10 protein-coding genes are annotated in these 26,737 nt (G+C 64.0%); 1 reads left to right on the top strand and 9 read right to left on the bottom strand.

The window, feature by feature from the left end:
• Positions 1–60 precede the first annotated feature (60 nt).
• Positions 61–1,008: a homoserine O-succinyltransferase gene (locus AKL25_RS16855; RefSeq protein WP_240475779.1), complete on the top strand. Its 948-nt coding sequence runs from the start codon at positions 61–63 to the stop codon at positions 1,006–1,008.
• A 155-nt stretch (positions 1,009–1,163) separates the two neighbouring features.
• Here the strand turns inward: AKL25_RS16855 and pvdQ are convergent, their stop codons facing one another.
• From pvdQ to AKL25_RS16810, 9 genes are all read right to left on the bottom strand, one after another.
• Positions 1,164–3,488 carry a bifunctional acylase PvdQ gene (gene pvdQ / locus AKL25_RS16850; RefSeq protein WP_083444750.1) on the bottom strand — a complete coding sequence of 775 codons (2,325 nt, stop codon included), beginning with the start codon at positions 3,486–3,488 and terminating at the stop codon, positions 1,164–1,166.
• A gap of 55 nt (positions 3,489–3,543) precedes the next feature.
• Positions 3,544–5,148 carry a flavin monoamine oxidase family protein gene (locus AKL25_RS16845; protein ID WP_050478868.1) on the bottom strand — a complete coding sequence of 535 codons (1,605 nt, stop codon included), beginning with the start codon at positions 5,146–5,148 and terminating at the stop codon, positions 3,544–3,546.
• Positions 5,149–5,297: 149 nt separating this feature from the next.
• A complete protein-coding gene (locus AKL25_RS16840; RefSeq protein WP_050478867.1) occupies positions 5,298–6,119 on the bottom strand; it encodes an ABC transporter ATP-binding protein in 822 nt (273 codons plus the stop codon).
• Between the two features lie 3 nt (positions 6,120–6,122).
• Entirely contained in the window at positions 6,123–7,823 is a 1,701-nt protein-coding gene (locus AKL25_RS16835) for a cyclic peptide export ABC transporter (RefSeq protein ID WP_050478866.1), read from the bottom strand.
• Positions 7,820–9,841 (bottom strand): Fe(3+)-hydroxamate ABC transporter permease FhuB, encoded by a 2,022-nt coding sequence (fhuB, locus tag AKL25_RS16830; protein ID WP_050478865.1) that lies wholly within the window; start codon positions 9,839–9,841, stop codon positions 7,820–7,822. The genes AKL25_RS16835 and fhuB overlap by 4 nt, the downstream gene beginning before the upstream one ends.
• The gene (locus AKL25_RS16825; protein ID WP_240475778.1) at positions 9,838–10,785 is read right to left on the bottom strand and encodes an ABC transporter substrate-binding protein; all 948 of its coding nucleotides are present in this window, start codon (positions 10,783–10,785) and stop codon (positions 9,838–9,840) included. Before AKL25_RS16825 ends, fhuB begins: the two co-directional genes overlap by 4 nt.
• 121 nt (positions 10,786–10,906) lie before the next feature.
• A complete protein-coding gene (locus tag AKL25_RS16820; protein WP_276203017.1) occupies positions 10,907–13,084 on the bottom strand; it encodes a TonB-dependent receptor in 2,178 nt (725 codons plus the stop codon).
• Between the two features lie 215 nt (positions 13,085–13,299).
• On the bottom strand, positions 13,300–24,933 hold the full coding sequence (locus AKL25_RS16815) for a non-ribosomal peptide synthetase (protein ID WP_050478863.1): 11,634 nt from the start codon (positions 24,931–24,933) through the stop codon (positions 13,300–13,302).
• 51 nt (positions 24,934–24,984) lie between these two features.
• Positions 24,985–26,737: alpha/beta fold hydrolase (locus AKL25_RS16810; protein WP_157050676.1), on the bottom strand; the 1,753-nt coding region annotated here is incomplete at its 5' end.

The following is a 26,737-nucleotide window of genomic DNA, read 5'->3' as shown; positions in this document are numbered from 1 at the left end:
CCCGGCGGCCTTTTAAAAGGTGAGACGCATGGTATAGCCGCTCAATATGCCGATGATACTATGCCGGATAAAAGACGCCGGACGCCCATGCCCATCAGAATCCCCAAAGGTTTGCCTGCACTATCCACACTCGAAATGGAGGGTGTCATGGTGATGGACGAGGAAGGGCCTGCATGTCGGCATCACCGGCCCTTGCGCATCGGCTTGCTGAACCTCATGCCCAACAAGATCGACACCGAAACCCAGATTGCCCGCCTGCTGGGCGCCACGCCATTGCAGGTCGAACTGACGCTTGTCAAGACTTCCAGCTACGTCCCCAGGAACACATCAAGCGAACATATCGCATCGTTTTACCGCGACTGGAGCGACATCAGGGAACAGAAATTCGACGGCTTCATCATTACCGGCGCGCCGATAGAAACGATGCCTTTTGAGGCAGTCGCTTACTGGGACGAGCTCACGCATATCTTCCGATGGACGCAAACCAACGTCCACAGTTGCCTCAACATCTGTTGGGGAGCCCAGGCGGCGATGCATTATTTCCACGGCATGCCGAGATACTTGCTGGATGAAAAAGCTTTCGGCGTGTTCCGTCATCATGGACTCGATAACGCCTCGCCGTACCTGAAAGGCTTTCCCGACGATTTTCACATTCCGGTGTCGCGCTGGATGGAAATGCGCCACGTCGACATTCCGCCCGACAGCGGCATCTCGGTACTGATCGACTCGCCGGAGACGGGGATTTGTCTGCTCAACGATCCGCGGCACCGCGCGCTTCACATCTTCAATCACATCGAGTACGACGCGACCACGCTTGCCGACGAATATTTCCGCGACCGGAACGCGGGAAGAAGCATTCATCTTCCACGCAACTATTTTCCCGAAGACTGTGAAACCCGGCATCCCATAAACCGGTGGCGCGGCCATGCGCATCTGTTGTTCGGCAACTGGATCAACCGGATTTTTCAGACGGCGCCGGCGGATCTGGTCACGATTGGTAATGAATGATCGGTGAGATTGGACGAGGGGCGATTCTGCGGGCAGATCAACGAGATCGTTTTTGCTGGACTCAGCGTTGTATCCAGGTTTGATTCGAACATATGTAATTTTACATAATGTAAATTATACGAAGTTATGGTAATTCCCCAAGCCCCCCCAAAAACTCAAGGAATCTCCAGCACCGTCGTCCGCAATTCCCGGTCCGCCGCAATCTGGCTCTCGGTGAACGGCACGCTTACCCATTGCTTGCGGCCGAACAGTTCCGTCTGGTCTGCGTGGTGCGCCGATCCCGGATTGGACGATTCGGAAAACGTCATCAAGGTCGACGCATGCGGTCCTCGGGCGTCAAACGACACGACCTGTATGTAGCTCGAACCGGACACGACTTCTCGTTTGCCCTTGCTGTCCAATGGGCGGCTTTCGATGGCGTTATAGACGCCGAGCGAGCCACTGCCGCCGGGTACCGGATAGAACATGCCGTTCCTGCTGGCGCCCTGAATTTGCCCCCAACGCGCATCCGGCGTCACGCCAGCCGCGTTCAATTGGCGGGCAACGCTGACCAGCACATCTTTCATCTTGCCGGCCAGTTGCGGATCGCCCGTGCGCAGGCCGCGCGGTGTGGCCACTGGATGGCGAACGTCGAAAGGAACCGCCCAGCTGTCCGGCATTTTTGCGGCTTGTTCCATGGCCGCTGCAAAATAGACATAGCCCAGGCCGCTGTCGGCGCCGGCGCGTCGATCCCATTGACGGAGCGCGTTGCAGGCCTGCCTCAATGCAGCCGGATCGGAAGTTGCAACATCGCGGTCGCCATCTGCCTGGATGGCGGGACACAGGCGCAGCAAGTCGTCGACGGCCGATGTGGAGAGATAGACCTCGTTGCGCATCAGCAGGTCTTGCAGATCCTGTCGTGCGATGCGTGCATCCGCGCCGGCGCGGTGCGTCAGCCAATCCAGCGCAAATCGTCCGCGCCCGCTCAGCATCAAGCCGTCGCGGCTGATGATGCGCGGAAAGCCGGTTTGCGGCTGATCCGGATTGCTGAGCCAGGCGCTGTCGTTTGAGTTGTGGACATAGTCGCGGCGTTCCAGCTGCGGCATGTCCTTGCCCGCAAAAATATCCGGCTGCGGTGCGTCACCCCCCGATGCCGGCAAGGCGCATTGGCTGCGCGCACCGTCGAGAATGATCAAGCCGTCTGCGCTGCCGCTGTTGAGGCCGCAGTCTTTCAGTTTTTTTTCATCCACGCGCGGCACGGCCGACAGGTTGGCAAACATTACCCGGCCGCCGGCATCGGCCGCCAGGGTATTGACCCAGGGAATGCCAAGGGTACGTTCCAACGATTGGCGCAGACGCGGCACGTTGGCGGCGGTGCCGATCTCGTACCACTGTTGCAATGCCCGGGTGTTGGCGGCGTTCACGTCCAGAATGGCGAATGCTGCGCGGCTGTCCCATGCCATTTTGCCGGGTATGGCGAGGATGGGGCCATATGCGGATGTATAGACATCATGCGTCTGCGTGGTCAGCTTGCCGTCTTTGCCGAGCACCTCGACAGCGACCGTGGTTTTACTCATGGGCTGCGAGACGCCGTCGACCAGGTAACGGGTGGGATCGGCAGGATCGAGCGGCAGGCGGTACAACACGAAATGGCGCGACGTGTCGACCGTATGCGACCAGGCCAGCGATCGGTTGTAGCCGATATTGACCAGCGGCATGCCCGGCAATGCCGCGCCCATGACGTCCATTTTTCCGGGAATGCTCAGATGCATCTGGTAGAACCGCAAGGCGCCGTCCCAGGGAAAATGGGGATTGCCGAGCAATACGCCTTTGCCGTTGGCGGACAAGGCGCCGCCGATGGCGATCGCATTGCTGCCGGTGCGGTTGCGGAAGGCATCCCAGTCCGGCAGGCTCGCAGCATCGCCCTGCACCTGTGGCGCCGTGGGCGGCCGGGCGCCCAGAATGGCGCGCGCAAACTGGGTGGTGCCGGCGCGGATCATCAGCCTGCGCACGATGCGAACCATGTCCAACTGATCGATTTTGCCGACCCAGGCCTGCCCCTTGCAGGCGGCATCGAGCGCTGCGCCGCCCTGCTCTTCAACGACGCGACTATAGCCGGCGGCATAACCGTTGAGTAAGGCCTGCATGGCCGGCGGCTGGGCATTCCAGAAACTTTGCAGCGCGGCGTCCTGGTTGAACCAGCGATAAAACGCATCGCTTTCGAGATTGCGCATGCCGTCTGCCGCCGCGCCCTCGGGACCCAGGTAGCGCGAGCGCACTCCGCGCACAGTCATGATCTCATTGGCCAGCAGGCATCCATTGTCTTGCGCGTAGGCATAGCCGACACCGTAGCCCAGGCCGCGTTCGGTGCCGGCCTTGATGTGCGGAATGCCGAACGCGGTGCGACGGATTTCCACGCGCTCGCCGGCGCTGCTGGCGGTCGAGGCCGCGGCAAGCATCAGGAAAAGAGCTGCCAGCATCGGCTTTGTTACTTGTTTCATGTGTGACTCCCGATCGTGATTCGATGCAACGTTGTACTCATTGTGGGCCTGGAGATTACGTTGCAAGCGCTGTCTTTTGCATGGACTCCTCCGCCGCGGTGCGGTTGCGGACCCGTTCAACGATCATCGCCACGCAGCGGCTGGCCGAGCGCACGCTGCCTTCCATCCAGCCGGGAATCTGACTGGCATGTTCGCCGGCGAAATAGAAACATTCCTGGGCGTTGCTGATCGTGGCGTAGGCCGCACTCTTGGGGTCCGCCAGCGACCAGCCGCCGCGGATGCCCGGCATGTGCTGCCACGCCACGCTGACCGGCTTGCTCAATTGCCGCGATTGCCCGGGATGGACGCGTTCGACCGAACGGCGTGACGCTTGCTGCTGGTCCGGCAGGCTCAGTTGGGCGTAGCGCGTCGCTGCGGAGCCGTGCGTGTAAGCGCCCACCAGGATGCCCTTGGGCGAAAAGATGCCATGGCTGGGATACCAGATCAGGGCGCTGTCGTCATCGACAAACGAGATGCCGCCGAATTCGCTGTTGGCGGTTTCCCAGAAACGCGGGCTTTCCCAGCCGATCTTGTAGGCGGGACTGTACTTGATCGCCCGGACTGCCGCGAAGAAGTCTTCCGGCAAATTGCTTTTCAGTTCGGCCACCACCGGCAAGGGGCAGGTAACGATGGCGTAGTCGGCAGTCAAGGCTTGTTCTGCGGCGCTGCCGTCCTGACGGCAAACCACTTGCGCCCTGCCCGCGACTACGTTGATTTGCGAAACCCGGGTATTGAAACGGATCGACTGTTGCAATTGCTTGCGGAAGGCCTCGGCGATGCGGTCCATGCCGCCGACCGGCTGCAACATGGTGGATTGATATTCGAGGTGCTCGTCGTACCACAGCGGATACCAGAGGCGGCGATCGAGGAAGACGCGGAAGTCCAGCGGATCGGGCCGCGTGCCGCTGTCTTGCCCGGCGCCGGGATACACCGAGTAGCCTGACCGGCGGCTGCCGACGAAGCTGCCCGAGGCGGACAGATCGCCGAAATGCTGCAGCAATCCCAGCAGTTTTTGCTTGTCCTCGGCGTTCAGTTCGGCGTCGAGGAATCCTTGTCTGGCGCTCTTGGCGAGCAGTTCCGAGATATGGCCGCGCGCATCGCCTTGCAGTTGGCCGACGGTGTAGCGCTTGTCGGTGCCCTGGTCGTTGATGACGCACAGCGCCGTGCGTGAAAAAATCGATATCACTTCCAGCGGAACGCCCAGCTCCCGGCAATATCCCAGCAGCGAGGTATGCGTACTGGGGATACGTCCGGCCCCTGCGTTGAAATACAAATCCCGGTCGAAAGACACGGACTGGCTGCTGCCATCTTCATAACGCACCGTGTCGCCATGCCGCAAAGTACGCGTGCGTCCGCCCGGCTGGCTTTGGGCTTCAATCACTTGCACCGCAAATCCCAGACGTTCGAGTTCGAATGCCGCCGCAAGCCCGGCCACGCCGGCGCCGACCACGATGACGGATTTTCCTTTGCCGCTTTGCAGCGGCGTCGCGCGAACGCGCGCCAGGGCGGCGTCCGGCGAGGTCGCATCCACTGCGCCCAAGGCATTCATGGCTGCCAGCGCCGGTTTGTGTCCCGCCACGACGGCGAGCGCCGCAATAAAATCGCGTCTGCTGAGTCCCATTGCATCCTTTCTTGCACCTTGTCGCGACATGGCCCGGACTTTCCCGGACTTTCCCGATGCGGGCATGGCGAACAAGCGTGTCGGCTGTTCGTGAAATGTTGAAGACCGGCTTGCCGGTCATCAGCGCCGTTGCTGACGGCGCCTTGAACCTATTTGAGGCAGGTCACACGGTCGCCGGTGAGCGGATGGATCATCACATCCATATCGACCTCATAGATCGTCTTGAGTACTTCGGGCGTGAGCAATTGCGCGCTGTTTCCGCGCGCGACGACTCGTCCGGCCCGAAGCGCAATCAATTCGTCGCAATAGCGCCCCGCCATATACACATCGTGCAGCACCACGATCACGCTCAAGCCGTGTTCGCGGCTCAGCTGGCGAACCAGCCCCAGCACCTCGACCTGGTGGCGGATGTCGAGCGCCGAGATCGGTTCGTCCAGGATCAGGCAGCGCGTATCCTGGGCGACCAGCATGGCCAGCCAGACGCGCTGGCGTTCACCGCCGGACAAGGTATCGACCAGGCGATCGGCCAGCGACGCGACGTCGGTCAGCGCCATGCCGCGTTCAATCTGGCGCCGATCGGCCTCGCCGGGTGTGCGGAAAGCGCCCAGCCAGGGATAGCGTCCCAAGGCCACCAGTTCCTGCACGGTCATGCCGGGCGCCGCGGGTATCTGTTGCGGCAGGTAGCCGACCTGGCAGGCGAATTGTCGGGTGGAGAGCGATTGCGCCGGCAAGCCGCCCACGTTCAGGCTGCCGCCTTGCGGCTGCAATTGCCTGGACAAGATCTTGGCCAGCGTCGACTTGCCCGAACCGTTGTGCCCGATCACGCCCACTACCCTGCCCGCCGGGACGGACAGGCTCAGGGGATGCAGGATCACCCTGCCGTCAATCCGGTACTCGATATGTTCCAGCTCGAACACTGGGTCTTGTTCGCTCGTCGCAGGCCTTGCCGCATCTTCATGTGAAACCCACATGGCTCAGCCTGCCGTTGCGCTAATTGCCGGCGCGGTGTTGACGACTTCGCTGCTGATCTGGCCGTTGGACATGTGCACTACGCGGTCGGCGACATGGAAGTAACGGTCGTCATGGGAAATCACCACCAGCGTTTTGCCGGCGCGCTTGAGATCCGGCAGGATCTCGGTATAAAACACGCGGCGGAATGCCGGGTCCTGGTCGGCCGCCCATTCGTCGAACACGATGACCGGGCGGCGATCCAGATAGGCGTGCACCAGCGCCAGGCGCTTGCGTTGCCCGGTGGATAAATCCGTGGTTGAAAAGCTGCCGTTCTTGACGGCTACCTTGTGCGTCAGCTCCAGCCGCTCCAGGTAAGAGGCGGCTTCGTCGATGAGATCTTCGCCCACCATGACATCCTCGAACAGGTAGTAGTCGGCAAACACGGTACTGAACAGCTGCCGGTAGTCGTCGCGGTTTTCCGCCACCACGGGCTCGCCGTCGAGCAGGATGATGCCTTCCTGCGGTTCGTACAAGCCGAGCAGCAGCTTGACCAGCGTGGTCTTGCCGCTGCCGTTTTCGCCTACCAGAAACAGCATTTCACCGGCGTTGATTTGCAGGCTCGCCGGCCCCAGTGCAAAGCGCGCCGGGCCATCGGATTGCGGATAGGCATAGGCGACGTTGCGCAGTTCGATGCCGCGCGAGCAGGTCGATGCGTTGCCGGTATCCTCCGGGACCGCCAGGATATTGAGCTCGGGATTGGAGAACTTGAGCGACAGTTCCGCCACCCGTTTGAGTGCGACCTGGGTCTGTCCCAACAGCGGCAAGGCGCTGATCAGTTGCGTCAGCGGTCCCTTCACATACAGCAGCACGATGACAAATCCGGACAGTACCAACGGCTCGAACTGCATCGATCCCTGCAAGGCCAGAATGACGCCGATCACAACGAAGAACAATGCCGAACCGAAGGCGTTGGCCGACATGAACAGGCGCATGGCGCGGATGCGCAGGTCGCGGATGCGGTCTATGGTCGATTTCAGCTTGTCGTCATGAATCTGGTGGCGGCGTTTGCGGTTGATGCGCAACTCTTTCGCACCTTCGGTAATCGCCCGGTACTGTTTTTGCAGCTCGTCCTGGGCCTCGCGCGCGGCTTCGAAGCCTTTGCGCCCTTTCTGGCGCGCTGCGGCATGCGCCCAGCTGCCCAGCAAGATGGCGGCCACCGCGACCAGGCACAGCAGCGGCGACAGAATCGCCAGGTAGGCAAAACATCCCAGGGTGATGGCAATCGAAATAGCCAGGCCGGAGAAGCCGAAGGTAAAGGTGCTTATCGTGTCGACGTCCTGATTGAGCGTGGTGGTGATCTTGTGCACCCGGAAGCGTTCTATTTCGGCAATCGGCGCCGACAGGATCTTGGCGGACAAATCCTTGCGCAGATTGGCTACGACCTGTTGTCCGACGTAGCTGTTGCCGAGATCGGAGACGATCTCGCCGACGATGGTGATCACGCACAGCGCCGCAAATCCGGCCAGCAATCCCAGCGTCGGACCGTGGCCGGCATTGAGCGCCTGGTTGACCGTGGCCAGCAGCCAGGCCGATGACAGGCCGCTGATTGCGCCCAGTATGGTCGCCACGAAAGCGACTCGCCAAAAAGGCAGCAGCAGGCGCAAGCCCTCGCGTAGCAACGAGCGCTGCTTGGTCGGAGTTGCCGGGTGTTCGGATGCAATCATTGTTTTCTCCACAGGAAATACAGGAAGGTCGGTGCGCCCAGCAGCACCGCCACCAGCCCGGCAGGCACCTGCCAGGGATAGAGCATGTTGCGGCCGACCCAATCGGCGCAGACCATCAGTCCGGCGCCGATCAGCGCCACCGCCGTGATTTGTTGGCGCGGGCGCTGCAATCCCAGCGCCGTAACGAAATGCGGCGCCAGCAAGCCGATGAAACTGAGCGGCCCCACCAGGATCGTGGCGCCCGCCGTGGCCGCCGCAATCAGCATCAGGAAGCAAGCGCGCGCCATCGCCACATGCAGGCCCAACGCGCGCGCCGCCTCTTCACCGAGCGGCAATATCCGCAGCCAGCGCACACCCAGCAACGCCAGGCCGAACACCAGCACCAGCGCGACGCCTGCCGGCGCCGCGCCGGCCAGCGTGGCGCGATACGTCGACCCCGACATCCAGGTCAGCAGCGTGGCGGTGCGCGGGTCGCCGCTGGTCAGCAGGCAAGCGGCAATCGCCGTCAGGATAGTGGAAATCGCCACGCCCGCCAGCAGCAGGCGTTCAGGCGCAAAACCGGAGCGCCAGTTCAGCGCCAGCACCAGCAGCAAGGTCAACAGCGCACCGGCGAAGGCCGCCAGCAACATGCCGCCGGCGCCCAGGTCGACGCTGACGAACAGCATGGCGATGATACCCAGCGACGCTCCCGATGAAATCCCCAGCACTTCCGGGCTGGCCATCGGATTGCCGGTGATCCGTTGCAACAGCATGCCGGCTACCGCAAGCATGCCGCCGGCGATACCTGCCGCGGCCACGCGCGGCAGGCGCCAGTCGACAATCGTATTCAATGCGGTGGTCGGAAACCACTCCCAGCCATAAGGGCCGCGTCCCAGTCCGAGTCCGGCCAGCACCGTCGCCGCCAGCAGGCAGGCGCAAATCAGTTGCACCTGCCGCACTGACAGCCGCGGCCGCCGCACCATGCGCTCATAGGCGACAACGCGCGCCTGCAAACCGCTCTTCTGGCGAAACAGCAGCCACAGCATCACCGGCGCCCCCACCAGCGCCGAACCGCTGCCGGCCGGAATCGGATTCGGGAAATAGGTAATCGTCTGTACGATCTGGTCGGTCAGCCATAACAGCAACGCGCCCAGCAAAGGCGCCAGCGCCATGCGCTGCGCCAGGGTGCGCGCACCCAGCAGGCGCACCAGGTTGGGCGCCATCAAACCGATGAAGCCGACCACGCCCACCGTGCTGACGCTCAATGCGCACAAGGCCACGCCCAGCAATAGCGCGCCCAGCCGGACCCGCGCCACATGGACGCCGAGCGCCGAGACGCGCGCGTCGTCCAGCACCAACATGCCGAGCGGCCTGACCATCAAGGCCGCGCCGACCGCCAGCACCAGGATGCGCGGCCACAGATAATGAACGTTCTGCCAGCCGTTTTGCACCAGCGAACCGGTCTGCCAGATAAACAGGCCGTTCAGGTATTCGTGGTTGAGCAAGGTCAGCGAAGCGCCGGCTGCACCGCAAAACAGCGAGACGATCAGCCCGGCCAGGATCACGGTAATCGTCGAGAAACGGGAACGGCGCGACACCGTCAGCACCACTGCCGCCGCCAGCACGCCGCCGGCCAGCGCCACGCTTGCGGCGCCCCACTCCAGCAAGGCAGGCGCAAACAAGGTGGCCACCACCAATGCCAGATAGGCGCCGGAAGACACGCCGATGGTGGCCGGATCGGCTAGTGGATTCCTGAGGCTTTGCTGGAACAGCACGCCGGCCAGCCCAAGCGATGCACCGACGATCCAGCTGATCGCAATACGCGGCAAGGCGACCTGGGTGAAGATCAATTCGTTCACGGCTGCAGGCGCAGCCTGCTGCAACACCGTCCACCAGCGCAGCGGCGGCAGCACGGCAGACAGGGTATGTATGCTGAGCGCGATCCCCAGCGCACCGAACAGCGCCAGCAGCAGCCAGCGCCAACCTTGCTGCAGGTACGCAGGTCGCGCGCTTTGCGGGATAGCCAGCGGCGTGTTCATCGCCCACCTTCCAGTTGCGCCATCATGGCGGCGCCCAACAAGTTGCCGCAACGCCGTGCGGACGGCAAGCCGCCCAGCGCGTAGAACGATGCGATCGCGGTGACCCGTCCGGCGCGTACCGCCGGCAGGCTGCGCCACAAACTGCTGTCCTTGAGAATGCGCTCGGCGCGGCGCGTGCGATCGCCCTGGTCCAGATAGATCAGATGCGCGCCCGGATCGGCGGCAAAGGCCGAGATGTTGACCAGGGCATTGCCGTACATGGAGGTCTTTTCGTGCAAGGCATTGCGCATGCCCAGCAATTCGATCACGGTGTGCACCCAGCTGCCGGGGCCATAGATAAAAGCCTGGGAGCCGTTTTCATGCAGCACGGCGACATACACGCGACGCCCTTGCAGCGGCTGCAGGCGACCGGCCAGGCGCGCCATGTCGGCATCGAACTCCTGCAACGCCCGTGCTGCTTGCGACTCCTTTTGCGTCACACGTCCGGCTTGTTCCGCCAGGTCGCGTATGCGCTGGAACGGCATTTTCCGGGCGTCGAAAATCGTCGCCACGTCGGTCGGCGCAATTTTCTCAAACCGCGGCAACAGGGCTTTCTGCCATCCCGAGACAAAGATCCGCTCGGGCGCCAACATCGCCAACACCTCGAAATTCGGCTCGGTGCGGGAGCCGAGATCGACGGTATTGTCCGGCAATGCCGACTGCGGCAACCACTGGCGATAGACATCGAACTCAGGCACCGCAACCGGCATCACGCCCAGCATGGCGAGCGTTTCCGCTGCGGCCCAGTCGACCGCGGCGATACGCATACTGGACGCGGCCTCGGCGGCCTCAGCGGCTTGGGCTGCTCGGGCGGCCGGCGCCACCGCAGCCAGCAAGGCCGCCGAGAACAGACGCCCGCAACGGCGGCGGCCGGCGGAAACGCCGCGCTCAGGCCGCATGCGCATACCACCACATAGTCAGATAACTCAAACTTCCATCCAATATCAGCGTACCGGCTGCGCCCAGGCGCAGTCCGGTCATGCGTTCAATATGCACGGGCTGCCCTCTCGGGCGGCCCGGCGGTGCTTAAAAATCGACCGTTGCCGAGAGCAGGAAGGTACGCGGCGAACCGCGCGACAAACCATAGTTGGCAGAAGTCGATGCCCAATAGTCGCTGTCGAACAGGTTTTCCACCGTGGCGCGCACCTTCACCGGCTTGCCGGCGACAGTCATGGCGTAGCGGGCGCCGATGTCGACCCGTTTCCAGCTCGGAATGCTCTGGGTGTTCGCGACGTTGTAGTACTGCGACGAGGTGTAGATATAGCGGCCGCTGACGGTCAGTCCAGGCACCGATGCAAAATCCCATTCGGCGCCGAGGTTGACGTTGGTGGTCGGCACGCCGACTGCCTTGTTGCCGTCGGTGAGTGCACTGGACGTCTTGGTCAGCACGCCGTCGATGAAACTCACGCCGCCCAGCAGGCGGCCTTGTTTTGCGAAAGTACCGAAGCCGGTGAATTCAATGCCGCGATTGCGTTGCTCGCCGTCGACCACATAGGTGTTGGAGGCATTGGTGTAAGCATTCGGCTGTTTGATTTCAAACACGCTCACGCCGCCGCCCAGGCCGCCGACATCAAACTTGGCGCCGGCTTCGGCCTGCTTGGATTTCATCGGTGCAAACACGGCGCCCGGGTTGGTGACGCCGGCAGTCGGCGCAGTCGGTCCCTGGCTCAGGCCTTCTACATAATTGGCGTACAAGGAAACTTGTTCCCAAGGCTTGAACAGGACGCCCACCGTCGGCGTGACGGCGTTCTTGTTGTAGGCGGTGGTCTTCAGTCCCGTGGTGGCGCTGAAGGCGTCGTTCTGCACGATCTGGTTGCGTACGCCGGCGGTAATCTGCAGCCGGTCGGAGAACATCGCGACGGTGTCGGCGATGGCAAAACTGGTCAGCGTCGCCTGCGCGGTTTTGGGCGCCTTGCTGCTGAACGCCGCGAGGCTGGTCGGCGCCACGGTGGCAGGATTGTAGATGTTCGAGGTATACGTCGAGATCACCGGCGCCAGCACGCCCGACTCGATCTGCAATTGCGTTGCGGACACGTTAACCGTGTGATGCAATGCGCCGGTATTGAATTTTCCGCTCAGGCCTGCCTGCACCGTTTCGGTATTGGAATAGGTCGGCTGGTAATACTGATTGGCGCGGAAATTGCCGGCAGCGTTTTGCAGGTAAATAAAGTTATACAACCCGAGAAAATCATTGCGACGGCCGCCGACAACCGCATAGGCCGTTACGTCCGGCGTGATATCGACTTCTGCGCGCACCAGCCCGTAGGTGTCATGCGATTTTGCGAAGTACCAGTTCTGTCCCAGATTCTTGGAACTGTCCGGTGCGCTCGGGATCTGGAAGTTGGCGTTGTCGGTAAACACCACGCGGTTGGGCGAGTCGACGTTCATGTCGTGATAGCCGAAGTCGGCCGACAGGCGCACGTTGCGGGAGCGATAGTCCAATCCGACCGCCACCGAGCTCACGCGTTGCGCCTGGCTGTCCACCGCCGTATTGCCGTCGCGGTAGGCGGCATTGACGCGGATGCCCAGGCTGTTGTCCGGACCGAAGCGGCGTCCCAGATCGACGCTGGTGCCGAGCTGGCCGTTGGAGTAGTAGCTGCCGGTCACCTGGGTGATCGGCGTATCCGTGGCGCGCTTGGTGACCAGGTTGATGGTGCCGCCGACGGCGCCCGACGGCGCCATGCCGCTCAGGGTCGCGCTCGGTCCGCGCAGCAGTTCCACACGCTCATAGCCTTCCAGGCCGCCGGTCATTTGCGGCGGTACGATGCCGTAGATGCCGTTGACCGCCATGTCCTGTCCTTGCACCGCAAAGCCGCGCACCGTGAACTGATTGACGTAGCTGCCGTCGGACCAGATCGAACGCACCGACGGATCGCTCTTGAACACATCGCTGACGTTGCGCGCCTGCTGGTCCTGGATGGTTTGCGCCGTATAGCTGACGATCGAATACGGCACGTCCATGTAGTCGCGATTGCCCAGCAAGCCCAGGCCTGCGCCGCGCGCCACCTGTCCGCCGGAATAGGCCGGCGGCAGCGCGGTGTAGCCGGCATCGCTCTTGTCGGTGACGGTGACCGCAGGCAGACTTCCGTCCTTAGACGCTGTGGCCGCTGTATCGGCGCTGCTCTGCGCCCATGCCGATCCGGTTCCGGCCGAGCACAGCAGGCCTGCGCCCAGCAGCAGCATGTTGATTTTGTTCAATTTCATCACTACGGTCTTCGACTTCATAAATCGCCCTTACCCTTGATGTTATTTTTTATACAGACAAAAGGAACCGCGACGGAACCTTGCTTAATTAATAATACAAATGACAATCATTCTTATTTACTATCGAAATAATACGACAATTTGCTGATATACAACAAGGCTTTGTTGTCATCCGGTTCATGCGCAACTGCTGCATCGAGGCTGCGCCAGCAGCATCAGCCGGCCTCCTCCAGCGCGTCGCCTTCCAAATCTTTCAGCCATTGCTGCATCTCCGCGGCGTCATTGCGATTGAGATGCACGGCCTGATCGATCCATTGCGCCAGGGCACGGATGGTTTGCAATTCGAACAGGACCGCCAACGGCACCGCCACTCCCAGCCGCTTCTTGACCTGCGCCCCGACCTTCACCGCGCTTAACGAATGGCCGCCCAGCGCCAGGAAGTTATGGGTCACGCCGACCCGCTCCAGACCAAGCACGTCGCTCCAGATGCTTGCCAACGCAACTTCGGTGGCGCTGACCGCCGGCTCCACATCTGCGCCGCCGAACACCCCCGGCTGCAACGCCGCCAGAGCCGCCTGGTCCAGCTTGCCGTTGATCGTGAGCGGGAATCGCTCCATTGGCACCAGCGCCGCAGGCACCATGTAGTCCGGCAGCACCTGCCGCAGCGCCGCTTTCCAGGTCGTCGCCGCAGCGTCGGGCCGGGATGCCGCATCGGTCACGACATACGCCATCAGGTGGCGCTGGTCTGCCTCGCCGCGCACCAGCACGACGCCGTCGCGCACTCCGGGCAGCTCGCGCAAGCGCGCCTCGATCTCGCCGAGTTCGACACGGAAACCGCGCACTTTTACCTGCTGATCGATACGCCCCAGATAGTCGAGTACGCCGGCCTCGTTCCGGCAGACCAGATCCCCGGTGCGATACAAGCGCCCTCCTTCGTGCGCGCCATACGGATCCGGAATGAAGCGATCGGCGCTCAGGCTGCCGCGCTTCAGGTAGCCGCGCGCGAGGCCGGGCCCGCCGACGTAGAGTTCGCCCTCGCAACCGTCGGGAACCTGATTGAGATCGGCATCCAGCACATAGCCGTCAAGGTCCGCCAGCGGCAAACCGACAGGACTGCTGCGCCGTTGCGCATCGTCGGGATGCAGGCGCCGATATGTCACGTGCACGGTGGTTTCGGTGATGCCGTACATGTTGATCATGGCCGGCTGTTGCGGCCCCGCCTGCGCGAACCAGGTTTGCAGGCAGCCGACGTCCAGCGCCTCGCCGCCGAAAATCACATGGCGCAGCGACAGCGACGGCGTGTGCCGGTACAGATCGGGCAACTCCAGAATCTGCCGGAAGGCGGACGGCGTCTGGTTCAGCACCGTCACCTTTTCGTCGATCAGGAGTTGCAGGAAGGCGTCCGGCGAACGGCTCAGCAAATACGGCACCAGCACCAGCCGGCCGCCGTGCAACAAGGCGCCGAATATTTCCCACACCGAAAAATCGAAGGCATGGCTGTGGAACACGGTCCAGACGTCGTCGCGGCTGAAACCGAACTGTCCCTTGCTGGTCTCGAACAGGCGCAAGACGTTGGCATGGCTGAGCAAGGCGCCCTTCGGAACCCCGGTCGAACCCGAGGTATAGATGCAGTAGGCCAGATTGTCCGGATGGACCGGCAGCGCGAGATCGCTGTCGTCATCTGCCAGCAGCGCAGCATCGCGATCCAGGCACCAGACCGGCCCAGCCCCGGCAGGCAGCAGGCTGAGCACATCGGCATGCGCGATGATGGCCGCGGGACGCGCGTCGGCCAGCATTGCGGCCAGCCGCTGGGCCGGCTGCTTCGGATCCAGCGGCAGATAGGCGGCGCCGGCCTTGAGGATGGCGAGCAACGCGACCAGCATGTCCGGCGTACGATTTGTGGCCAGCCCGACCAGTTGCTCGGACTTCACGCCCAAGGCGCGCAGCTTCCTGGCCAGTTGGTTGGCCTGCCGGTTCAGCTCCGCATAACTCAAAGTCTGCGTACCGAGCGAGACCGCGATTGCGTGCGGCGTTTCGCGACCGCGCTGCTCGATCAAGGCGTGCAGGCTGCGCGCCGGCAAATGCTGCGGCGGCCTTGCAGGCGCCGCCTGCGACGGTATGCGCCATAACGCGCTGCCCAGCAATGCCGGCTGCGGGCGGCACCAGTCGGACAGCAAGCCGTCGATACGATCAAACAAGCTGCCGGCCTGCTTATCGTCCATGTGCTGATACTCATGCAGCACGAGGAAGCGCAGTTCGTCTTCGGGCCAGACGATCACGGTCAGCGGATAGCCGTTGCGATGCTGCGATTGAATATCGCCCACGCCGAGCCGGCGGATATCTTCTTTCAGGCGCTCGTCCAGCGGGTGATTTTCAAACACGAAAATGACATCGAACAAAGGCGTGCCGCGCGCCACGTCGGAAGCGGCCTGAATCTCCACCAGCGGCAGCATCGCGTGTTCGCGCAGTCCAATATTCTTGTCCTGCAATGCGCGCAGCCAGGCGCCGACCTCGCCGCCTTGCGCGATGTCCATGAACAGCGGCACGGTATTGATGAACAGTCCCTTCATCGCCAGGATGCCCGGTACCGGCGCATCGCGGCCGGACACCGTCACACCCACTACCGGCTGGCCCTGGCGCGTCAAGGTCGACAGCGCCTGCAACAGCGCACCCTGGACCAGGGTATTGAGGGTGATGCGTTGCGAACGCGCATAACGGCTCAGTGCGGCCGTGCGCTCAGCGCTGAAGCTGCGCTGCAGCCGGCCCATGCCAGGCAACGGCGCCGACGGCGTCATCGTCCGGCGCAGCAGCAAGGGTTCGGACAAGCCTGCAAGAGCATGTTGCCACCAGGCGCGCGCGCGACCGCGATCTTGCGCGTTGAGCCAGGCGACATAGTCGCGGAACGGTGTCACGACGGGCATGGCCGGCGCCTGTCCTGCCGCCAGCGCATGATAGGTGCGCGCCACTTCGGCCAGCAACCAGTCGACGCTCCAGGCATCCATCAGCAAGTGATGATGGGTCCAGATCAGATGCCGCTGCTGCGGCCCCAGGCGCACCAGGATCAGGCGCATCAGGGGCGCCGCATCCAGTGCGAAGTCAGTGCGATGATCGGACTCCAGCAAGGCTTGCAGGCTGGCCTGCTGTTCGGCGACGCTCTGCCTGCTCCAATCGTGCTGCGCCAGCGGCAGCGTCGCCTGGGGCTGCACGGTTTGCTGCGCCTGCCCATTGTCGTCCAGCGTAAAGCCGGTGCGCAGGATATCGTGGGTTGCCAGCGCCTGCCGCCAGGACGCCAGGAAAGCGGCTTCATCGAGCTCGCCCCGGATCTCGCAGCTGCATTGCACGATATACGTGCCCTGGTCGCGCTGGGCATAGCTGTGGAACAAAATCCCTTCTTGCATCGGTGTGAGCGCATAGGGGCTGGCGTCGAACACCGCCGGTTCGGCGAGCCCGGGCGCGGCGTCACCGGTGTCTTGCATCTGCGCCGCCAGCAAGGCGATGGTCTGGTGCTGGAACAGCATCTGCGGCGTCAGCAGCAGACCGGCCTCGCGGGCATGGCCGACCATGCGCACGGCGGCGATGGAGTCCCCGCCCAGTTCAAAGAAGTTGTCATGAATGCCGACGCGATCGGCATTGAGCACTTGTTTCCAGATGCGCGCCAGATGCTCCTGCAGGGGATCTTGCGCATCCTGGTAAACGGCCGCGGCCTGATAGGTCGGCGCCGGCAGGCTGCGCTGGTCCAGTTTGCCGTTGACGGTCAGCGGCAACACCGGCATGAGCACGAATGCCGACGGCACCATATAGGCCGGCAAGCAGGCTTGGAGGCTGCTACGCAGGTCTTCCTGCAACTGCCCTGCGGCAAGCGGCGCGCCCTCGCCGTTGGCCACCACATAGGCCACCAGTTGGACGTGACCGCCGTCATCCTTGCGCGCCACGACGACTGCGTCGGCGACCTGCGGATGTGCTCGCAGGCGGGCTTCGATTTCTCCCGGTTCGATGCGGAAGCCGCGAATCTTCACCTGCGAATCGGCACGGCCAAGATATTCCATCTCGCCATCGGCAGTACGGCGCGCGGTGTCGCCGGTACGGTAAAGACGGGCCCCGGCAAGCGCCGAGAACGGATCCGGCAGGAAGCGTTCGGCGGTCAGCGCCTGACGGCCGAGATAGCCGCGCGCCAGTCCTGCGCCGCCGATGTAAAGCTCCCCTTTGACGCCGGCCGGCGCCGGTTCGAGGTTTGCGTCCAGCACATGCCAGTACAGATCGTGCAGCGGCGCGCCGACCGGGCTGAGCGGCAACTCCGCATCGGCCGCCTTGAGCGGGCGCCAACTGACGTGCACCGTGGTTTCCGTGATGCCGTACATGTTGACGAGGGTCGGCCGGGTGTCGCCGAGTTGTGCAAACCATGGCCTGAGCGCCGGTAAATCCAGCGCTTCGCCGCCGAACACGACATAGCGCAGGCTGGCCGGCACGCCGCCCTGATACAGCCCGGGCACCTGCATCAGCTGACGGAACGCCGACGGCGTCTGATTGAGCACGGTCACGTTTTCCCGCTGCAGCAAGGCCAGGAAATCTGCCGGCGAGCGACTGGTCAGGAAGGGAACCACGACCAGCCTGCCGCCATGCAGCAGCGCGCCGAATACCTCCCACACCGAGAAATCGAATGCGTAGCTGTGGAACATGGTCCAGACGTCACGGTCGTCGAAACCGAACTGCGATTCGGTCGCCAGGAACAGGCGCTGGGCATTGGCATGCGTCAGCAAGGCCCCTTTGGGCTTGCCGGTGGAACCGGAGGTGTAGATGCAGTAAGCCAGGTTGGCCGGATGCACGGTCACCGGCAAGTCGTGCGTCTCATGCACGGCGATGTGTTCCCAGTCGCTGTCGAGACACCAGACCGGCACGTCGGTGGCCGGCAAGGCATCGCGCACGCGCGCTTGCGTGAGCACCAGCGCCGGGCGGGCGTCGGCCAGCATGAAGGCCAGGCGCTCGGGCGGGTAATCCGGATCCAGCGGCAGATATGCGCCGCCCACCTTGAGAATGCCCAGCATGCCGACGATGGTGTCCAGCGAGCGCTGCACCGCCAAACCGACCAGCACGTCCGGCCCCACGCCCTGCTGACGCAAGGCCCAGGCCAATTGGTTGGCGCGGGCATTGAGTGCGGCGTAGCTCAGGCTGCCCTCCTCGGCGCTGACGGCGATGGCCTGGCCGCGCCGTGCAACCTGGCGCTCGAAGCGCGCCTGCAGGGACTCGCTCACCTCAAACCGGGATTGCGCATGGCCAGAGGCCGCCAGCAGCTGTTGCCGTTCGGCGCTCTCCAGCAGCGGCAACTGATAGAGCAGCGTGTCGGGATTGCGCACGATTTCGCTCAGCAGGCCGCGCCAATGACGCGCCAGCCGCTCGATGGTGGCGCGGTTGAACAAGGCGGTCTGGTAGCTGAACACGCAGGCAAACCTGCCATCGATATCGGTCACGTCCAGCAGCAGATCGAACTTCGCCGTTTTGGCGTCGTTGCCTTCGAATTCCAGTTGCAGTCCCGGCGCCACCTCGCGTGTCTGCTGGAACCGCCAGCGCTGGACATTGCACATGACCTGAAACAGCGGCGAATGGGATGCGCTGCGCTGCGGCCGCAATTCGTCGACGATGGCATGAAAGGGAACGTCCTGATGCGCTTGCGCTTCCAGCGCCGCCTCGCGCACCGCCGCCAGCAGATCGGCGGCCGTCATGCCGGCATCGATGTCGCATTGCAGCACCTGGGTATTGAGGAAGCCGCCGATCAGGCGTTCGAACTCCGGCCGGGTGCGGTTGGCGATCGGATAGCCGATGCGCAGGTCGGCCTGACCGCTGTAGCGATGCAGCAGCGCCATCATGGCCGTCATGACCGTCATGAACAGCGTCACCCCATGGCGGCGGTTGAAGGCGGCCACCTCTGCCGCCAGTTCAGGCGGCAGTTCCATCGTGACAAAGTCGCCCTCGAACTGCTGCACTGCCGGCCGCGCACGGTCGAACGGCAACTCCAGCACCGGATGCTCATTGCCAAGGCGCTGTTTCCAGTAAGCCAGTTGGCGTGCGCCTTCGCCGTTGCCCAGCCAGGCGCGCTGCCACGCGGCGAAATCGGGATATTGGATCGCCAGTGGCGGCAGCGTCGATGCCCTGCCTTGCGAAAAGTCGCGATACAGCTGGGAAAACTCATCCGCAAAGACGTCCATGGCCCAGCCTTCGGCCACGATGTGGTGAATGCTCACCAGCAGCAAATGATGCGCCTGCGCCAGCTTGAGCAAATGGATGCGCATCAGGGGCCCTTGCGCCAGATCGAAGGGACGATGCGCTTCCTGTTCTGCGAAGGCGGCGACCTTGCGTTCATTTTCATGGGGGTCGCCGACGCTGAAATCCTGTTCCTGCAGGAACACGCCGGCCTCGGCCGCAACGCATTGCCGCGCCTGCCCCTGCTCCGACGGAAAGGTAGTGCGCAAGCCTTCGTGGCGCATGACCAGCGCCTGCAGCGCAGCGCGCAAGGCCGCCACATCAAGTTCGCCGCGCAGCCGCACTGCGCCGCCGACGTTGTAGGAAGCGCCCAGCGGTTCCATGTTCCAGAGGAACCACATGCGTTCCTGGGAATACGAAAGCGCCAGCGCAGCATCGCGCGCCACCGGCAGCAACGGCGGTTGACGGCTGTGCTGTCCCTGGTCGATGCAGTCTTGCACGCACAGCGCAAACGCTTGCAGGTCCTCCGCTTCAAACAAGCTGCGCAGCGGCAGTTCGATATTGAATTGCTGGCGCAGGCGGGAAACCACCTGCGTGGCCAGCAAGGAATGTCCGCCCAGTTCCAGGAAAGCATCGCTCAGCCCCACTCGCTCGACCTGCAGCAAGTCTTGCCATAACTGCGCCACCGTTTTTTCGACCGCAGTGCGCGGTGCGACGTAATCGCGCGATTCCCAGGTCGGCGCAGGCAAGGCGGCCCGGTCGAGCTTGCCGTTGGCCATCAGCGGCAAGCGCGGCATGGGCACGAAAACGGCGGGCACCATGTATTCCGGCAACTGCGCCGCCAGCTCTTTCTTCAGCAAGGCCATATCGCGCTGTTGATCGAACACTACGTAGGCCGCCAGACGCAGGCCGCCCGGTCCTTCGCAAGCCAGCACCGCCGCTTCGCGCACGTCCGGTGCCGCGCGCAGCAGGGTTTCGATTTCGCCCAATTCAATCCGGAATCCGCGGATCTTGACCTGATGATCGTCGCGCCCGAGGTATTCGAGTGCGCCGTCGGCGCGCCAGCGCGCCCGGTCCCCGGAGCGGTACAGGCGGCTGCCCGGTTCATCGCCATACGGATCGGGAATGAAGCGCTGCGCGCTCAGCGCACTGCGCCCAAGATAGCCGCGCGCCAGCGCTGCGCCGCCGATGTAGAGATCGCCTGCCACACCCGCCGGCGCCAGCTTGAGTTGCGCGTCGAGCACATACAGTGCGGTGTCGGCCAGCGGCCGTCCGATCGGCACGCCGGCATGGGCATCCGCCCTGCACGTCCAGTAACTGGCATTGATCAGCGCCTCGGTCGGGCCGTAGCGATTGTCGAAGCGCACTCCGGGCAGACGTTCCAGCACCTGCGCCTGCAATTCGCGCGTCAGCGCTTCGCCGCCGGAAAACAGGCGCCTGAGGCTGCGTAAATCGCTCGCCTCGTTCTGCGCGATGAAGAGTCGCAGCATCGACGGCACGAAGTGCACCGTGCTCACCGCATGCCGGCAGATCAGCTCGGCCAGGCGTTGCGGATCGCGATGCTCGCCGGGCGCTGCCAATACCAGTTGCGCACCGCGGCTCAGCGTCCAGAGAATTTCCCAGACCGAGACGTCAAAGCTCACCGGCGTCTTGTGCAGCAAGGTTTCCTCGGCGCCGAGCGCATATTCCTGCTGCATCCATTGCAATCGGCGCGTCAATGCGCCATGCGTGTTGGCTACGCCCTTGGGTTGCCCGGTCGTCCCCGAGGTGTACAGCACATAGGCCAGGTTATCCGCAGCCGGCCGGGTGCAGACCTGCGCGCGCAGCGGCGCATTCCAGTCAAACCGGTCGAGATCGATTGCCGGCAACGCCAGCTGCTGCGCAACGCCGGCTGCACCATGCGTGACCAGCAAGCTCAGTCCGGCATCCTCTGCCATATAGCGCAAGCGGGCCGGCGGCGCGTCGGTGTCCAGCGGCAGATAAGCCGCGCCCGACTTGAGCACGCCCAGCAGCCCGACCACCAGGTCGAAGGAGCGTTCCAGCAGCAACCCCACCACCACGTCCGGGCCTGCGCCCTGCTCGGCCAGTTGCTGCGCCAGGCAATCGGCGCGCCGGTTCAGTTCGGCATAGCTCATGCGGTGTGCGCCGAAAATCAGCGCCGTGGCGTCGGGCGCAGCCGCTGCCCGGGCAGCGATCTCCTCGTGAATCCGTTGCTGCGGGACGGGCTGCCGGGCGCCGCGGCTCCATTCCAGAATCTGCCCGATCTGCTTGCCGTCCATCAGCTCGATCTCGCCCACGCTGCATTGCGGCGCTGCCAGCAATTGCTCCAGCAGCGACACGAAATTACCGGCCAGGCGCTGGATCGAGGACTCGTCGAACAGATCGCCGGCATACACGAAGACACCAGAGATGCCGCCCGCGCCATCGTCCACCGTGTTGAGGCAAAGGTCGAACTTGGTGATGTCGCCATCCTCCGCCATCACGCTGATGTCCAGGGCGGCGTCGCCGGTCTCGACCACGGAGCGGCGCTCCTGGTGGTTGAACATGGCCTGGAACAGCGGGCTGTGCGCCAGGCTGCGCTGCGGCTGCAGCGCTTCGACCAGGCGATCGAAGGGCAAGTCTGCGTGCGCCTGCGCCTGCAAGGTCGTGGCCCGCACCTGCGACAACACGTCTGCAAATCCCTGTTGCGGCTGCCAGGTCGACCTGAGCACCAGCGTGTTGACGAACATGCCGACCAGGTTTTCCGTTTCCGCCAGCAAGCGGTTGGAAAACGGTACGCCGACGCGCACATCGGACTGTCCGCTGTAGCGATGCAACAGCACATTGAAGGCGGCGCACAGCACCATGAACGGCGTCGCATTGCCCGTCCGCGCAAACTGCTTCAGCGCTGCTGCCGTCGCCGGCGCCAGCGTGAAGCCGACCGTGGCGCCCTTGAAACTTTGCACCGGCGGCCGCGGACGATCCAGCGGCAGTTCCAGCACCACCGGCGCGCCACCCAATTGCGCAGTCCAGTAGGCCAGTTCGCGCTCCATGCGTTGCGCATTCAAACGCTGCAAACGCTGCTCCTGCCATACCGCGTAATCGGCATAGTCGACCGGCAGCGCCGGCAAAGAGGCGCCGGCGCCGGTCCTGGCGGCCTGGTACAACGCGACCAGGTCGCGTATCAGAATTTGCATGGAGGCGCCGTCGGCGACGATATGGTGGATCGCCACCGCCAGTACATGCTCGTCCTGCGCCACACGTATCAGCCTGACCCGCCACAGCGGCCCCGCAATCAGATCGAAGGGCTGCGACGCCATCTCGCGTATGCTCGCGCGCACTGCCTGCGGGCGTGATGCCGCGGCAAGGCCGTCGAGACGATCATGCTGCAGCAGCACCCCGGACGTCGCCATCACGGTTTGCCGGCAGACGCCGTCGCGGTCGTCAAACCGTGTACGCAGCCCGGCATGGCGCTGCGCCAGCGCATCCAGCGCCTGCTCCAGCGCGGCAATGTCGAGCGCGCCGCGCCATGCCAGCGAACCCGCGATGTTGTAGGCCGGGCTCTGCGGCGCCATGCGCCACAGGAACCACATGCCGCGTTGCGCGAAGGACGTGGCATGCAATTGCGCGGCGTCGCGCGGCTGCAGGGAGACGGCCTCGCCGTCTTCCGCTTCGGTTTGCGCGCGCATCACGCGGGCACAAAATTCGCCGAGCGTGCGGGTCTCGAACAACCAGGCAAGATTGACTTCGATGCCGAATTCGGCGCGCACCCGTGCCGCAACTTGCGCCGCCGTCAGCGAACTGCCGCCGAGCGAGAAGAAGCCGTCGTCGGCGCCGGCGCCTTGCGATCCCAGCACCTCGTCCCATAGCTTGCCCATCCGCTGCAGCGCGCCGTCAACCGGTGCTGCTGCGGCCATCGTTTCAGGGACTGCGGGACGCGACAATTTCCCGGCCCGGATCACCGCATAGGCATCCAGCTGATTGTTTTCCCACCGCGCCGCGCAGGCTGAGCGTTGCAATTTTCCGCTGGTGGTCCTGGGCATGCCGCCCGGATTCAGCAGCACCACCACGCCGGCCGGTTCCTGGCAATGGCGGCCGACCACTTCCGCGATGCTGTTTGCGAGCGCTTGCGGATCGGTCAGTTTTTGCGTCGCACGGCCGATCTCGGCGGCGATGCCGATTCCTTCGCGTCCCGCCAGTTGAACGGGAAAGGCGGCAACCCGTCCCTTGCGCACCAGCTCAATCTCGCTTTCCACCGCCAGCTCGATGTCTTGCGGATACAGGTTCTGGCCGCGCACGATGATCATGTCCTTGCGCCGTCCGGTGACGAACAGCTGCCCGTCGCGCAAAAATCCCATGTCGCCGGTACGCAGCCAGCGGCGGCCGTCGTGCTCCACAAAACTGGCGGCGGTAGCGTCGCGGTTATTCCAATAGCCGTCCGCCACGCTGGGACCGTGGAACCAGATTTCACCGACCTCGCCGGCGGCCAGGGGCCGCCCTTGCTCCGGTTCCATCACGGCAAGCAGATGCCCCGCCTGCACCGCGCCGGACGAGATCAGTTCGACGCCGTCTGCCGTCGCTTCGAAACGATGTTGCGCCAATGCCGCCGCGTCGGCGTGCAATGCGCGGAAGCCGTCGCCCCTGCCGGCGCCGGTCACCAGCAAGGTCGCCTCGGCCAGCCCGTAGCAAGGATACAAGGCATGCGGATCGAAGCCTGCGGAAGAAAAATGTTGGGCAAAGGTGCGCAAGGTGTCGGCCCGGATCGGTTCCGATCCGGAGAACGCCAGTTTCCATGAACGCAGATCCAGTTGCGCCAGTTGTTGCGCGGGAATGCGTTCGGCGCACAAGCGATAAGCGAAATCCGGCCCGCCGCTGACGGTGCCGCCGAAGGTCGAGATCGCCTTCAGCCAGCGCAGCGGCCGCTCCAGGAAATGACGCGGCGACAGCAGCACCAGTCGCACGCCGCTGAACAGCGGTTGCAGCAGTCCGCCGATGAGCCCCATGTCGTGATACAGGGGCAGCCAGCTGACGATGGTGTCGCCGTCGCCGATGCCGAAGGCGCTTTGTATGGCTCGCTGGTTGGCGATCAGATTGCCATGTGTGACGCGCACACCCTTGGGCTGCGAGGTCGATCCCGAGGTGTATTGCAAGAACGCCACCGCGCCGGCATGGATCGCCGGCGGCGTCCACTTGGCTGCGTCAGTCGCGCTGGCCGTCGCTGCCATGTCGTCGGTCGCCAGTATCGCAACGCCGCGCCATACTTCTTCTCCCGCAAGCATCTGCTGCAATCCCGGCAGCATGGCTGTCGCCGTCAACAGCATGCCGGCGGAGGCATCCTGGAGTATGGTCAGCAGTCGTTGCGTGTGGTGCGCCGACGCCGATTCGGGCGGATAAGCGGGAACCGCAATCAAGCCTGCGCGCAGGCATGCCAGAAAGGCGATCACATAATCCGGGCCGCTGGGATACAGCAGCAAGGCCCGCTCGCCCGGCGCCGCTTGCGCCGCCAGCCGGCACGCCAGCGTTTGCACGCGCAGCTCCAGCTGGGCAAAGCTCAACTCCTCGGTGACGCTGTCGCCATCGCCCAGAAACGTCAGCGCGATCTTGTCCGGATGCTGATGCGCCCGCCTGGTCAGCAAGGCGGAGAAATGACTGAACAAGATTGCGTCATTGGCCATAGTGGTGATCCTGTCTGTAAAGGTGTTCGATGCGCCGCCGCGAGCGGAGCATCATGAAGATCCCGCCGGCAATTGCGCCAGTCGACTGTGCAATTGCGCCAGCAGCGTGGCGTCGTGGATCACGCCGGTGTGGTCGGTATCGATTACGTCGCGCAGCTCGACGGCGCTGCCGATAGCACCCTGCCAGCTATCGACGGTCTGTTGCGCATCGGCAGGCAATGAAGCCCGGGCCAGCCACAGGCTTGCCGGCACCCTCAGCGACAGCGCCTGTTCGCGTCCGGGCAGCGTTTCAAAATGATCCCGCACCTGCATGGCTTGCGCGGCCAGTGTGCGGCCCTCCTCGCCTTGCCCGATGCGCTGGGTCCAGCCGGGCTCTTCCGCCGCCATCTGCGCCATGAAGCGATCCAGTGCTGCGGGATCGACCGAAGGACGCGCCGGCGGCGCCACCGCACCCGGTGCGGCAACGCGGACATAGCTGTCGATCAGTCCCAAAAAGGCGACCTGTTGGCCGCTCGCTTCCAGCACGGCAGCCACCTGCGTGGCGATCTGTCCGCCCACCGACCAACCCAGCAACAGATACGGCCCCTCGGGCTGGACCATGCGTATGCGTTGTACGTAGTCCTGCGCCAGTGCAGCGATGGACGGCGGCCACCAGTCCGGCTCCGAATGCAGCGGCGATTGCACGCCGTAGACGCTGAACCTGTCTTCCAGATGGCGCGCCAACGCGCGATACGGCGCCACCAGGCCGTAGCCGGGGTGAATCGCGAACAGCTTGTGCGCTTGCGGCCCGGCATTGAGCGGCAGGATATTGGAGGGAAAATTGCGCGACGCATCCTGCATCGCATGCGTGGCGGCTGCGATGTCCGGAAAGTTGAACAGCAGCTCCAGCGTATAGCCGGAAATGCCATGCCGTCGTGCCGCTTCGGCCAGACGCAACGCGGCAATGGAATCCCCACCTGCCTCAAAGAAGTTATCCGTCACACCGATATCCTCGCGCCCCAGGACGTCACGCCAGATCGCCAGCAAGATCGCCTGGGTCTGGTTGTCCGGGCCGACCAGCTGACGTGCCGCCGGCTCCTGCTGCGGCGCCGGCAAGGCCTTGCGATCGACTTTGCCGTTGGGCATGAGCGGCAAGCGCTCCAGCGTCACCAGTGCCGACGGCACCATGTAACCCGGCAGGCGCGCCTGCGCCAACAGGCGAATGTCGTCGTGCGCCGCCTCTCCCACCACATAACCGACCAGGCGTTTGCCTTCGCCTTCGCCGCACAGCTCCACCACCGCGTCCTGCACGCCCGGGCTTTGCCGCAACACTGCTTCGATCTCGCCCAGTTCGATGCGGAAGCCGCGCAGCTTGACTTGCTGGTCGATGCGTCCCAGGAAGGCGATGCTGCCGTCTTCGCGGCGGCGGCACAGGTCGCCGCTGCGATACAGCCGTGCACCGTCGTCGCGGTAAGGGTCGGGGATGAATTTCTCCGCCGTCAGCGCTGCCCGGCCGAGATAGCCGCGCGCCAGCGTGTCGCCGGCAATGCACAACTCGCCCAGGCCGCCGTCCGGCGCTTCATTGCCTTCGGCGTCCATCACGTACACGCTGCGTGAGGGATAGGCCTGGCCGATCGAGACGATGGCCTGTTCGGTATCGGCGGCGCAGGTCTGGCGGTACATGCAGGCCACCGTGGTTTCGGTCGGGCCGTACAGGTTGTCCAGACGGATGTGCTGCAAGGGGCCTGCGCGCCACTGGCGCAAGGCGTCGCCCGGCAAGCCTTCGCCGCCCACCGTGATCTGGCGCAACGCTGACAGACTAGCC

The sequence above is a fragment of the Herbaspirillum rhizosphaerae genome, from assembly GCF_001189965.1.
Taxonomy (GTDB): Bacteria; Pseudomonadota; Gammaproteobacteria; order Burkholderiales; family Burkholderiaceae_D; genus Herbaspirillum; species Herbaspirillum rhizosphaerae.
Note: the sequence above shows the minus strand (reverse complement) of the source record. Positions and strands in the feature narration are given on the sequence as shown.